This window comes from Bacillus sp. EB106-07-01-XG149 (genome assembly GCF_058791555.1).
In genome coordinates, this window is sequence record NZ_JBYTDP010000001.1 from 238,012 (window position 1) to 250,479 (window position 12,468).

10 protein-coding genes are annotated in these 12,468 nt (G+C 33.5%); 7 read left to right on the forward strand and 3 right to left on the reverse strand.

Annotation, left to right across the window (positions count from 1 at the left end; translation table 11 throughout):
- The first annotated feature begins 8 nt into the window (after positions 1–8).
- Both AC3WTA_RS01305 and AC3WTA_RS01310 read left to right on the forward strand, forming a co-directional pair.
- On the forward strand, positions 9–1,178 hold the full coding sequence (locus AC3WTA_RS01305) for a ParM/StbA family protein (protein WP_000025618.1): 1,170 nt from the start codon (positions 9–11) through the stop codon (positions 1,176–1,178).
- An 11-nt stretch (positions 1,179–1,189) separates the two neighbouring features.
- A complete protein-coding gene (locus tag AC3WTA_RS01310; protein WP_001257747.1) occupies positions 1,190–1,525 on the forward strand; it encodes a hypothetical protein in 336 nt (111 codons plus the stop codon).
- 118 nt (positions 1,526–1,643) lie between these two features.
- On the opposite strand, the gene mleBCA is transcribed toward AC3WTA_RS01310, so the two are convergent.
- Complete coding sequence (gene mleBCA / locus AC3WTA_RS01315; protein ID WP_000136590.1) at positions 1,644–2,498, reverse strand: BCA family alpha/beta fold macrolide esterase; 855 nt, start codon at positions 2,496–2,498, stop codon at positions 1,644–1,646.
- 186 nt (positions 2,499–2,684) lie between these two features.
- Between mleBCA and AC3WTA_RS01320 the strand changes: the two genes are divergently transcribed.
- Positions 2,685–3,614: an NADP-dependent oxidoreductase gene (locus AC3WTA_RS01320; protein WP_000644556.1), complete on the forward strand. Its 930-nt coding sequence runs from the start codon at positions 2,685–2,687 to the stop codon at positions 3,612–3,614.
- 117 nt (positions 3,615–3,731) lie between these two features.
- Here AC3WTA_RS01320 and pdxR read toward each other — a convergent pair whose 3' ends face one another.
- Positions 3,732–5,171: a MocR-like pyridoxine biosynthesis transcription factor PdxR gene (gene pdxR, locus AC3WTA_RS01325; RefSeq protein ID WP_098098183.1), complete on the reverse strand. Its 1,440-nt coding sequence runs from the start codon at positions 5,169–5,171 to the stop codon at positions 3,732–3,734.
- A gap of 146 nt (positions 5,172–5,317) precedes the next feature.
- On the opposite strand from pdxR, the gene AC3WTA_RS01330 reads away from it, so the two are divergent.
- Together AC3WTA_RS01330 and AC3WTA_RS01335 are read left to right on the forward strand one after the other, a co-directional pair.
- A complete protein-coding gene (locus AC3WTA_RS01330; RefSeq protein ID WP_000234370.1) occupies positions 5,318–6,235 on the forward strand; it encodes a DMT family transporter in 918 nt (305 codons plus the stop codon).
- A gap of 134 nt (positions 6,236–6,369) precedes the next feature.
- Positions 6,370–7,407, forward strand: a complete 1,038-nt coding sequence (locus AC3WTA_RS01335) for a DnaA N-terminal domain-containing protein (protein WP_000783728.1) — start codon at positions 6,370–6,372, stop codon at positions 7,405–7,407.
- Between the two features lie 17 nt (positions 7,408–7,424).
- On the opposite strand, the gene secY is transcribed toward AC3WTA_RS01335, so the two are convergent.
- Complete coding sequence (gene secY, locus AC3WTA_RS01340) at positions 7,425–8,729, reverse strand: preprotein translocase subunit SecY (protein WP_000490105.1); 1,305 nt, start codon at positions 8,727–8,729, stop codon at positions 7,425–7,427.
- 535 nt (positions 8,730–9,264) lie between these two features.
- On the opposite strand from secY, the gene AC3WTA_RS01345 reads away from it, so the two are divergent.
- Together AC3WTA_RS01345 and AC3WTA_RS01350 are read left to right on the forward strand one after the other, a co-directional pair.
- A complete protein-coding gene (locus AC3WTA_RS01345) occupies positions 9,265–9,780 on the forward strand; it encodes a DinB family protein (protein WP_001091622.1) in 516 nt (171 codons plus the stop codon).
- A gap of 585 nt (positions 9,781–10,365) precedes the next feature.
- Positions 10,366–12,312 (forward strand): bifunctional metallophosphatase/5'-nucleotidase, encoded by a 1,947-nt coding sequence (locus tag AC3WTA_RS01350; RefSeq protein ID WP_001171067.1) that lies wholly within the window; start codon positions 10,366–10,368, stop codon positions 12,310–12,312.
- The last annotated feature ends 156 nt before the right edge of the window (positions 12,313–12,468 follow it).

Here is a 12,468-nt window from a genome sequence, read left to right on the forward strand (position 1 = left end):
GGGTAGTTATGTCTATTCTATTAAAAGCTGGTGCTGATGCAGGAAATAACGGTTTGAAGTTAATGGTGAAAGGGCAAGACCCTATTTTTATTCCGAGTATATATTCTTTATATATAGGAGAGCCTACAGGATTGTTAGATGAGAGTGATGTTTCATTATCCGAATTAGAAAATCACATTGACGTGACCATTAGTTCTCCATCGCTAATGTTAAATAATGTGCGGTATATCGTAGGTGAAAAAGTCATTCAAGATCAATTAAAAGGTACTGAGGTTGAGAAGAAATCAAATAAGTCAACTGATGAGTTAATGGTTATTACAATTCTATCTGGTTTAGCGGTGAGTGCTATGCGTCAAAGTCCAACTTCTAGTCATATTAATATTCGTTATGATTTATCTGTTGCTCTTCCTATGCAGCTTATTACACAAGAAATAGCTGCGGAAAATGCGAAGCGTTATATGGGCAATCATAAGGTTGTGTTCCATTATCCAAACGGACGTGATGTGACAATTAATATTTCAATCGAATATTGTAAATGCCTGCCTGAAGGCGCTTCTGGTACGTGGGGCATTGTATATGATGAAGAAGGAAATGTTGTGAAACATAAAATTGAATGTGAACAAAATCAAGTTTCAGAAGTTGATTTTGTTGATAAAACTTTATTGTCTTTTGATATTGGTGCAGGGACGACAGAAGAAGTAGTTTCACTAGGTGTGAACTTTAGACCACAACTAAGTAAGGGCTTATCATATGGTGTGAAAGAAACGTTACTACAAATTATTACAAGATGGAACCGGAAGTATCCAACAAAGACGATTGATAGTATTACAGAGTTTAACCAAATTTATTTAAATGATAAGCATCCGAGAAATGCATTATTAGTTGAGGAATCACAACCAGCATTATTAGGATTAGCAGCGCGTGTCGCAACGGATATTATAAATAAAATTGATGACATGAAAGACGATCCATACGTATTTATTTATGGCGGGGGCGCAGTAATTATTAAAAACAGTTTAAAAATGATTTTAAAACAAAAAGGACGACTAACAAATGTAATCTTTGTAGATAATCCATTATTTACAAATGCACGTGGATTATTAGTCTACACTTGTTCACCAAAATATAGAGAGCATAAGCAAAAAGAGTTAGGATTTACAAACTTAACGATAAGTTAGTTGGTGGAAGTATGCGATCTAGGCGATATAAACGTGGTGATCGAGTAAAAATCAATATTCATAAGTCAGTATCACCTGAAATGATTGCATGGCTAAATAAACAATCAAATCCAACCAATTTCTTTTTCTTTGCAGCGCAGCAACTCTTTAAACAAGTAGGAGATATTGATGTGTCAAAAGCTATACCAAGTAGCCATGTTTTCTCATTATACGTAGAGCCATCTTCCTTATTAAAGGTCGAAGTAAATCCTTTTAAAAATGTACCACTAGAAGCTAATAAATCCACCGATAATATTAAAAAAAAATCATGGGAATCTGTTGATCAATTAGATTGTCCGTTTTTTTAAACATAGAAAAAATAAGTATTGCCCATCACTATACATACGGATACAGTGATGGGCTTTTTTACATGTAACGAATAGAAGGGGCACAAATTGTGGTGTGCCCCTTCTATTCGTTATTTATCTATATTTTAGATGTATGTTCAGTAACTGCATGAAGTATGTCTTCCCAGTCATCAGGATGATTTTCATGTCCTGCGCCTTCAAGGGTTAATAGCAATGAGTTAGGAATTTCATCAATAAGTGCGAGACCATGTTCAAAAGGGAGTGCTGTATCGTCTGTTCCGTGAATAACTAATGTAGGTGCTTGTATGGAGTGAAGCACACCTTCATAAGCATCATCCCCTTGAAGTAAAGCGTGATTAAACATACTTAATAGATTATTTGCTCGTTCTATTTCTTGTTTTACTTGATTATAGACTCTTTTTTCATCAAATGTTCGTTTGGATCCACATAAAAGGCGAGATCCGGAAACTAAATATTCTGCTACAACATTTTCATTTGTCCAATCTAAATGCGTGCCATTTGCGTGATGTGTTAAAATTCTTTCGTCCATCGGAGGTAAATCGCGCGTGTTATCGTCAGAGCCTATCACACTTGTAGCTAATAATGTTAACGTTAAAATTCTTTCGGGATGTTTTACAGCAGCAATTTGAGCGATCATACCACCTAATGACATACCAAATAGATGTGCTTTATCAATATGATAAGCATCGAGTACCCCAATTGCATCTTCAGCCATATTTGTAACTGTATAATTGGAAGTTCCAGGCTCATATGTAACAGAGCATCCCACATCACGGTTATCAAAACGAATAACAAATTTCCCCGTGTTAGCCAACTGTTCACAAAACTCTTCATCCCAATAAACCATTGAACACGTAGCGCCCATAATTAATAAAATAGCTGGGTTTTTAGGGTTCCCAAAGCTTTCTGTACATATATCAATCCCGTTTATTTTAAATATCTTTTCAGTCATAGAGTTTTCCCCATTTCTTTTGAATTTCATTAAAAATACAATGTTGAGTGATTCTAAGGTGTATGTAAGTTTCGTTTTGGAATTAATAGTGCAATAACCCCTAAAAATAAGTATATAGCCATTCAAGGCAAAAAATTTTGAGAAATATTTGTATGTTATTAAAATAAATAGCAAGGAGGAATGGAAATGAAAGCAATTGTTATAGATCAATATGGTAATGTTGAAGAATTAAAAGAAAGACAAGTTTTAAAACCGGTTGTTAAAGATAACGAGGTATTAATACGCATTCTCGCAACATCTATTAATCCTGTTGATTGGAAAATAAGAAAAGGAGACTTACAAGAACAGTTACGATTTTCATTTCCAATTATTTTAGGGTTAGATGTAGCTGGGGTTATTGAAGAAGTTGGGGAAGAGGTAGAGTGCTTCAAAGTAGGAGATAAAGTATTTACGAAACCTGAAAATATAGGGAAGGGCTCTTATGCTGAATTCATTACAGTAAAATCGGATTTAGTATCCTATATGCCTACTAATCTAAGTTATGAAGAGGCAGCTTCTATTCCTCTGGTAGGACTTACAGCGTGGCAAAGTCTTGTAGATTACGCAAAAATAAAAGAACATGACCGAGTACTCATTCATGCTGGAGCTGGTGGAGTTGGAAGTTTGGCAATCCAAATCGCAAAATCATTTGGAGCTTTTGTTGCAACAACTGCAAGTAGTAAGAATGAAGAGTTTTTAAAGTCTTTAGGAGCAGATCTCGTTATTGATTATAAAAAAGATAAATTTGAAGAATTACTATCAGATTTCGATATTGTATTAGATACAATAGGTGGTGAAGTACAAAAGAAAAGCTTTCAAATTATAAAAGCTGGTGGTGTGTTAGTTTCGATTGTTCATGAGCCAATTCAAAAAGTAAAAGGGATAAAATCAGGGTTTTTATGGCTAAAACCAAACGGAAAGCAATTAGAAGCATTATCAAAATTAATTGTACACGGAAAAATAAAACCAATTATAAGTAAAGTTGTGCCGTTTAATGAAGAGGGGGTTAGAGAAGCTCATATTTTGAGTGAAGGTCAACATGTTAGAGGTAAAATTGTAATGAAAGTCGGAGGATAATGAATATAGTGGCTTGTAGAGAAAGTGAAGTTGAACCAGGAAAAAACTTAGAAATAAATACTATCCCAAAATTCACATTTTTATTTTGGGATAGTATTTATTATTGGACATGTAATGTTATTTCAATAATATACAATTTCGTATTGTATCATGTAATTTCTCTAAACCAATCAACATATCTTTTTCATTTAACATTGAGTAGCTAATCCGTAATTGATTATTACTTATATCGGTATTTAATAGACAAGCTGTTCCTGGTAAAAAAGAGACATCTACTTCATTTGCTTTTTGTAATAAGGTAAAGGAATCTATCGAATCAGGAAGTGTAATCCATAAATTAAAGCCACCATTTGGTATTTCAAATCGTAATTCTTTAAGTGGTGATAACATATCAATCGTTATATCACGTCTAATTTGTAGAGCCGTACGTAATTTTTCTAAATGATTTTTCATACGTTCTGCACGTAAAAAAGGAAGGAGTGCTTTTTGCGTTAATAAAGGACTACCGATATCCATTGAACCTTTTACAGCATATAACCATTCAAAAATAGGCCCATCGGCAATAAGAGATGCGATACGCAATCCTGGTGCTAACGTTTTACTAAATCCTTTTATATATATTACATGACCGTTCGTATCAAAATTTTTGATAGGAGGGGGAATAGTAGCACCCTCAAAATATATTTCTCCGAAAGAATCATCTTCAATTATAAAAAACTCATATAGCTCTGCTAATTCTATAAGTTCCATTCGCCTTTCATTACTCATTACTGTACCTGTCGGGTTCTGGAAAGTTGGATTCGTATACAATAATACGGGATTTTTACTTTGACAAATATCATCGATTAAGTCGGATCGAACTCCATGATTATCAAGAGAAACTGGTATAATTTTAGCGCCTTTATTGATGAAAATATCAAGTGCAGAACTGTAACAAGGACTTTCCACTAATACAATATCACCAGGTTTTAATAATGTTTGAGCAATTAAATCAATTCCTTGTTGTGCTCCGCTTGTAATTAATAATTGAGATGGATCGGTCACTAAATTTTGGTGTTCACTTAAGTAATTTGCTATTTCAACTCGCAGTTCATAATCACCCTGTACTGGCCCATAAGTTGCTAGGATCATCTGGTCTTTATTAAGTATTTTATGCATTTCGTCTGCTAAGAATGGATTTGGCAATAAACGAGGATATAAAATTGCTTGTGAAAAATCGTAATATTTTCGGTGCTGATTCATTGCATATTGAGATCGCATAACATTAATCGTTTTCGTTTGTTGCCATTTGTACGGAATTGGTTTGAAATCTTTCTTTACATGTTTATGTATATAAGCACCTTTTCCTTGCTCAATGCGTATATATTCTTTCTTTTCTAATTGCTTATATGCCTTACGAACAGTTAATAGGCTAATCTGCAAATCTTCGGCCATAGAGCGTAAAGATGGAAGGGGGTCACCATGCGCAAGCATGCCACTTAGTACTCTTTCAACGATTTGCATATATATTTGTTGGTAATACGGTATGTTGGATTCTTTACGAAGGACAATCTTCATGGTTTCACCTTTTTCGTTTTTATTTTATTAAAGCGAAAAATATAAAGAGAATCAACTACAATTTTAAGTAACTGTTATATACATAGATACACTGTTATACACCATACCTTCTATACTCATGTTAAGAGTAAAAAGGAGGAAGAAAAATGGTCATTTTCAATTATATTTTAGTATGTATTATTTTCGGAACAACATTTTTAACGATAAAAATGGGAATTGAAGCAGGAGCGCCCCCATTATTTTCAGCAGGAATTCGTTTCTTTTTAGCAGGCGTAATTCTGATAATTATATTTAAGTTAAAGCGAAAAGAAATTATGCCACATGTATTTTCAAAACGTATTATATATGCTGGTTTTTGCTTAACGTTTATGACATTCGCTACATTGTACTGGGCGGAACAATATATTTCTTCAGGATTAGCTGCTGTACTTTCTGCTACGGGGCCGATGATGATTTTATTATTACAGGCAAAGAGAAATAAGGAAAAATTACAAAAAGAGCAACTCGTAGCATTAATTATTGCACTAATAGGTGTTATTTTTGTTTCTTTACCAGGAACGCACCAAGAAATAAGTCTCATATGGAGTATCGCTTGTTTTGTTTTAATAATAGGAGAGTTATTTTACGGAATAGGCTCTATTCGCTCAAAAGAAATACTTTCGGATTTACAAAGTGTTTCACCATTTCTCATTAATGGTATTCAAATGTTTTACGGAGGAGTTTTATTACTAATCATATCCGTCATAGTAGAACAACCGAATGTATCTGTATTAGCTTCATGGAGTGTACAGTGGCCTATTTTATATCTTATCTTTATCGGATCAATTGGTGGGCACGGATTATATTATTGGCTCTTATCAAAAACAAACCCTGTATTCCCGTCAACGTGGTTATATGTATCACCGCTAATTGCTATTATAGTAGGATATATCATATTAGGAGAACCTTTAAACCCTACAATGGGAATAGGTGCTTGTTTTATTTTGGTTGGTGTATTTTTAGCTAATCGATCCACACTCCGGAGCTATTTCAAACAAGGGAAATTATTTGAGAAGGAAATGTAGTTGTATAAAGAAGCAGCCCTGTATATAACAGGGCTGCTTGAATTTTATTCATGATACGGATTGACTTTATTTATTGGAAAGGCGTAATATTATTAAGCTATATGAAAGAGAACTGTAAAAAGAGGGGAGTTATTATGAAAATGAATTGGACTGAAGTAAAGGAAAAAATTCGACCGCAAATTTCAAAACCATCATATGAAACTTGGTTTACTAATACTACTGTTTATTTAGAGGATGATATATTAACAATTTATTGTCCAAATGAATTTGCTCGTGACTGGTTAGAATCTCACTACAAAGAATTAGTATTTCATACATTAAGAGAAATGTTTAATACGACGTTTGAAATTCAGTTTGATCTATGTAATGACGAACCATCAAAGTTGAAAGATGTTCCAAAAAAAAAGCTAAATAGCTGGGATGAAGTAAAGAAAGCGTTAAGGCCAAAATTAGCAGAGAAAACATTTATAACCTGGGTTAGAAATACAAATGCTACTATAGAAGATAATACATTAATAATCTTTTGTGAGGATGCGTTTCATCGTGATTTGCTTGAAGGTGAGTATAAAAATATAATTTCAAGTACCGTACAGAAAATTACTAATGAAGAATATCAAATATGGTTTGAAATAGAATCAAAAACCACTTCTATCACACATATTCATCATATGCAAAATAATCCACTCACTTCCGGACAAGAAGAACCCAATACAATTTGGAATGAAATAAAAGGTAAAATGCAATTAATAATTTCAAGACCTTCATATGAAACATGGGTTAAAGAAACGACAGCCAGAATAAATGAAAATTCATTAATCATTTATTTTGAAAACGAATTCCAACAAGGATGGGTTGAAAAGTCTTATAAAGATTTAATTGCGGAAATAGCTAAAGAGTTAACTGGAAATACATATGAACTTCAATTTGAATTAGAATCAAATAAAGATGCAACCAGTAGTGGTGAAAAATCAAAATCACCTACTGAAAATACTATTTTCGAATTATGGGAGCAGTTCAAATCGTCCAATGATGAGTTAAAATATAATAATGTAGAGGATAGCGAAAAACGCATTCAAGCATTAGAAGAAAAAATAGTGAACTTAGAAAAAGTGATTGATACATTAGTGGGAAAATTAGAGGTAGTAGAATTAAAAACACAGTTGGAAAAATAACCAACTGTGTTTTTTACTTAATTCGCTTTATTGATAAACCCTTTATAATGACGTTTTACAAGCTGACTTTCTAAAGTCTTCATTGTTTCAAGTGCTACACCGACGATGATAAGTAAGCTTGTACCACCGATTTGTGCAGAAGGTGGTAATGTAGCAATTTTCGTGAATACGAGCGGTAAAATTGAAATTGCCCCTAAGAAAATTGCACCGATAAATGTTAAACGGTATAAAATTTTAGTTACATATTGTTCTGTGGATTTACCAGGACGAATACCAGGCACATAGCCATTTTGCTTTTTCAAATTCTCAGCCATTTGTTCAGGGTTTACTTGAATAAATGCGTAGAAGTATGTAAAAGCAACGATCAGACCGACATAAAGCGTCATTCCAATTGGATGTGCGAAATCAAGATTTGCAACTAACCATTGCGATACGCTTGAATCAGGGAAGAGCTGCGCAATTGTACGCGGCGTCATTAAAAATGCGGAAGCAAAGATAACTGGAATTACACCAGCACTATTTACTTTAAGAGGTAAATGAGTGTTTTTTGCTCCTTGATATTGATTGTTTCCTGAAACAGCTTTTGCATATTGAATCGGTATTTTACGCACAGCTTGTTGAATGTAAATAACGCCAACAACTATCGCTAAAATTACGAGACCAATTAAGACCATCTTTATGATGTGCATGAATAATTGATCGCCTGCATTTTGAAATTGTTGCAAATAAATTTGATTCGCAACATTTGGAATCGCCGCAACAAGTCCTGCGAAGATAATCATCGAAATACCATTACCTACTCCATTAGCGGTAATTTGTTCACCTAACCAAAGTAAAAATGCAGTACCTGCAGTTAAAACTGTCGCAATAAATAAGTATGTAGTCCAGCTTTGATCTGTTATTAATTGTCCACCTGCTATATTATTAAAGCCATAAGACATCCCAATGGCTTGTATGAAGGCGAGAATGATTGTAAAGTATCGAGTGAATTGAGCTGATTTCTTACGGCCCATTTCTCCTTGCTTTGCCCATTCCGAAAATTTAGGTATAACGTCCATTTGTAGTAATTGTACTATGATGGAAGCTGTAATATATGGTGTAATACCTACAGCGAAGATTGAGAAGTGTTGCAGTGCTCCTCCGCCAAATACGTTTAGCATACCTAAAACGTTAGCTTGATCTTGTACTTTTAATACCTCTGCGTTAGTATGAGGAACTGGAATAAACGTGCCAATTCGAAAAACAATTAGCATCGCTAGTGTAAAAAGAATTTTGTTTCTTATCTCAGCTACTCTCATGAAATTTGAAATCGTACGAAACATTATGTCGCCTCCTATATTTTTATCAGTTCAAAACTGATTATTATATCCCGATGAAGTAACCACAAACCTCCTTCCGCATTAAATTCATTTGACAAATGGAATTTTATACATTTTGTAGTTTTCTCGGATATAAAAATATAAGGTGTTTTTTAGCGACCAATAAGCTTTTCGTAATTATTCAATACACATAATATATCGAATAAATTAACAAATGTACATACATACGCATGAAAAATGAATGAATAGGGGCATTTTTTACATTTATTTAATGCTAGATTGATAATTAGGAACGTTTTATGTAGTTGTATTGAAAGGATTCCGTGGAAAGTATTATGGTGTAGCTGTAGCACATGATAACCTCAAGGAAATCTTCAAGGATGTTGAGAAAACTCATATATTTTGTCGTGAATTAGAGAAACTATTAAAGCAAGAAAAGATTTGATTGAAATAGTAGTGAAGGAAAATCTTTCTTCTATAGAGAATATTTCTAACGCAGGAATCTAAGTATATAGGTTCTAATGAAAGGAGAATTCACATGAACACATTTGTAAAGGACAAGTTTTATAAAACGAGAAATCAATTATTTGAGGAAATTACTTTGTTAAGTGATGCTCAATTTAATAGAAAACCAGATAAGGATAAATGGAGTATAGCACAAGTTTGTCATCACTTAGTTTTATTAGATGAGAGAGTTATAACGGTTATTTCGTCAGGATTAAAAAAGATGGATAGTTTCCAAAATGAGCGTAAAGAAATTCATACTATTGTATTAGATAGATCGATAAAATTTATAGCACCAGAAATGATTGAACCAAGTATAGAACCATTTGAAGTGCTGCAAATGGTTGATTTGTTAAACGACTCTAGAAAAGAATTAATGCGTTTTCTGAGTACAATAGAAGATGAATCTAAATTGGCAAAAAAATCAGTGATGCATCCAGCTCTTGGAGAATTACTTCTTGATCAGTGGATAGAATTAATCTATTTGCATGAACAGCGTCATATAGAACAAATCAAAGAGGTCAAATTGCTTTGTGAAGTTGAAAAGTAAAAATTATTATCTATTTATTGAGCGATTTAAGATAGCATCAAGGGTTTGAGTGATAAAATACAAGTCTTAATTAAAATTATGATGAATTTAGTTGAAAGCAACCAATAAGCAGAAGAAAATACGAAACTAGCAGATCTTACTCTTGAATAGGAAACGAACATTCAAAAAAACGAATCCGAATTGCTGTATAAGTGTAACCCCGTCTTAAATGAAGAACGGGGTTATTATTTTTGGAAGTGATCTCAGCATTTTCATTTAGAAGGAAATAAATTAGCAATGAAATCCGAAAATGTAATTAGCATTACATACTATATCTTTAAGTTATAATGATTTCTGGAAATGAGTTATATGTCCATAATTTTGACAGTACATATACATCTACCGTTGGTTTAGCGCTCTTCACACGTTAGAGGAAGAAGTAAATACTATTCTGCTAGGGGGGATATGCATTTTATTCTCTATATTTTCACAGCAGAACCACCTCCAAAATTATCTTTTGCAGTTGAATTTTTCCGAATAATAAGTTACATTTTTAAAGTTCAAGCTACTTTATAGCAGTACAAAAAGGGGAGAAATATTGTTATTATGCAAAAAATGAAATGGAAGAACTATGTATGCTATTTTATTATTCTTATGCTTATTGTAACAGCAGTAACAGCCAAACCAGCTATTTCTAAGGCTGAGGAATCTGATGTTAATATTACATTGTTAGGTACTGCAGATATTCATGGTAGATTTATGCCCTGGGATTATGCGCTCGATGGTGCAAATACGAGCGGAAGTTTAACACAGCTTTATACGGTTATAAAGAAGGTGCGTCAAGAAAATCCCAATACCATATTAGTAGATGCTGGGGATACAATCCAAGGAAACTCAGTAGAATTATTCAATGATCAGCCACAATCGCCAATGATGGTAGCGATGAATGCAATGGGATATGATGCTTGGGCATTTGGAAATCATGAATTTAACTTTGGATTAGATACATTGAAAAAAGTTAGTGAGCAATATAAGGGAAAGACGTTAGCAGGAAATATTTACAAGGAAAATGGAGAGCGTTTTCTTCCTGCATATACAATTGTTGAAAAAGGTGGAATTAAAGTCGGGATTATTGGTATGAATACACCAATGATTAGTGATTTTGAAAAAGGGACAGATCATTTGGATGGATTGGTAGTGAAAAATCCAGTAGAAGAGACAAGGAAGGCCATTAAAGAGTTAGAAGGTAAAGTAGATGTAATGGTAGGTGTTATGCATATGGGACTAGAAAATGAGAATGGAATCCCTGGTACTGGTGTTCAAGATATTGCGAATGCTTGTCCGGAACTAAGCGCTATTTTTGCAGCTCATATGCATAAGCTTGTTAAAAAAGAAGTTGTAAATGGTGTCATTATTACAGAACCAGATAAATATGGAACACATATCTCACGTATTGACCTTAATTTTACAAAGCAAGATGGAAAGCTGGTTCTAAAAGATAAAACTGCTACCGCTATACCTGTAAAAAATACTGATGGAACAACAGTAGTATCTGATCCTACACTTGAAGACACACTCACACCTTTTCACGAGTATGCGAGGGGAGATGCAAATGTTGTAGTCGCTCAATTAAAGGGTAGAAACCTTGTTCCTGAAAATGAAATAAAAGGTATTCCAGGTGTGCAGATTCAAGAGACACCTTTATCGGATTTCTTTCATGAAGTCATGCTCTACTACAGCAAAGCAGATGTAGTAGCCCATCAAATTGATAACGATAATGCCCGTTTGGATGTAGGTCCTATTAAGAAAAAAGATATTGCGTATAATTATCAATATGCTTTGGGAGAAATTACGGTATATAAGGTAACTGGGAAAGACTTAAAAGACTATATGGAATGGGCGGCAGGGTACTTTAACTCATCTCGTGCCGGAGATGTAACAGTTAGCTTTGATAAAACCCGTCGTGCTTCTAAATACAGTACGAATGATTTCTTTGGAGGCGTAAAATATGAAATTGACTTAACAAAACCATATGGAAGTAGAATTACAAATTTACGTTCTATTCGTACAAATAAACCAATCAAAACGAACGATGTTATGACACTAGGAATGAATGCATATAGAATGGAGGCTCTTCAGGCAAAAGGTGGAGCTTTAGAGGGGCGTAAGTTTGAACAAATTTGGTCATCTAAACAAGAGAATGCATTCGGGGAAACTGGTGGAACCATTCGTAACCTTGCTATTACATATTTAAAAGAGGTAAAGAATGGTGTATACACACCAAAAGTTATGCATAATTGGAAAATTACTGGCGTGAATACACATTCTTCAGAGCATAAGGCTGTAGTGGATCTTGTAAATAAAGGGATTTTAGAAATTCCAAAAACTGAAGATGGAAAATATACAAATATAGCATCTATAAATACTAAAGATTCAATTACAAAAGAAGAGATTGTAGCACTCTCACAAAAAGCTAATATTAATCCAAATCAGTTTAATCATGTAAAAAGAAAAGGTGAATTTTACAAAAAACTTAGTAGGATAATTAAATAAATATAAAATAGATAGCTTTCGTGCAAAAAACTATTAAACTTGGACATACCATTAACCTAAAAAAAGTTTGTGATTGGTATGGAAATATAAAGAATCAACGATAAAAAGTCCCCTGGATCATTAAACAAATCCGGGGGATTTTTTATTTGAATAATT

Bases quoted from the DNA above. Each gene is read 5' to 3' on its own strand.
- AC3WTA_RS01350 (WP_001171067.1), top strand. From the start codon at position 10,366: ATGCAAAAAATGAAATGGAAGAACTATGTATGCTATTTTATTATTCTT.
- AC3WTA_RS01330 (WP_000234370.1), top strand. From the start codon at position 5,318: ATGGTCATTTTCAATTATATTTTAGTATGTATTATTTTCGGAACAACA.
- AC3WTA_RS01310 (WP_001257747.1), top strand. From the start codon at position 1,190: ATGCGATCTAGGCGATATAAACGTGGTGATCGAGTAAAAATCAATATT.
- secY (WP_000490105.1), bottom strand. From the start codon at position 8,729: ATGTTTCGTACGATTTCAAATTTCATGAGAGTAGCTGAGATAAGAAAC.
- mleBCA (WP_000136590.1), bottom strand. From the start codon at position 2,498: ATGACTGAAAAGATATTTAAAATAAACGGGATTGATATATGTACAGAA.
- pdxR (WP_098098183.1), bottom strand. From the start codon at position 5,171: ATGAAGATTGTCCTTCGTAAAGAATCCAACATACCGTATTACCAACAA.
- AC3WTA_RS01335 (WP_000783728.1), top strand. From the start codon at position 6,370: ATGAAAATGAATTGGACTGAAGTAAAGGAAAAAATTCGACCGCAAATT.
- AC3WTA_RS01305 (WP_000025618.1), top strand. From the start codon at position 9: ATGTCTATTCTATTAAAAGCTGGTGCTGATGCAGGAAATAACGGTTTG.
- AC3WTA_RS01345 (WP_001091622.1), top strand. From the start codon at position 9,265: ATGAACACATTTGTAAAGGACAAGTTTTATAAAACGAGAAATCAATTA.
- AC3WTA_RS01320 (WP_000644556.1), top strand. From the start codon at position 2,685: ATGAAAGCAATTGTTATAGATCAATATGGTAATGTTGAAGAATTAAAA.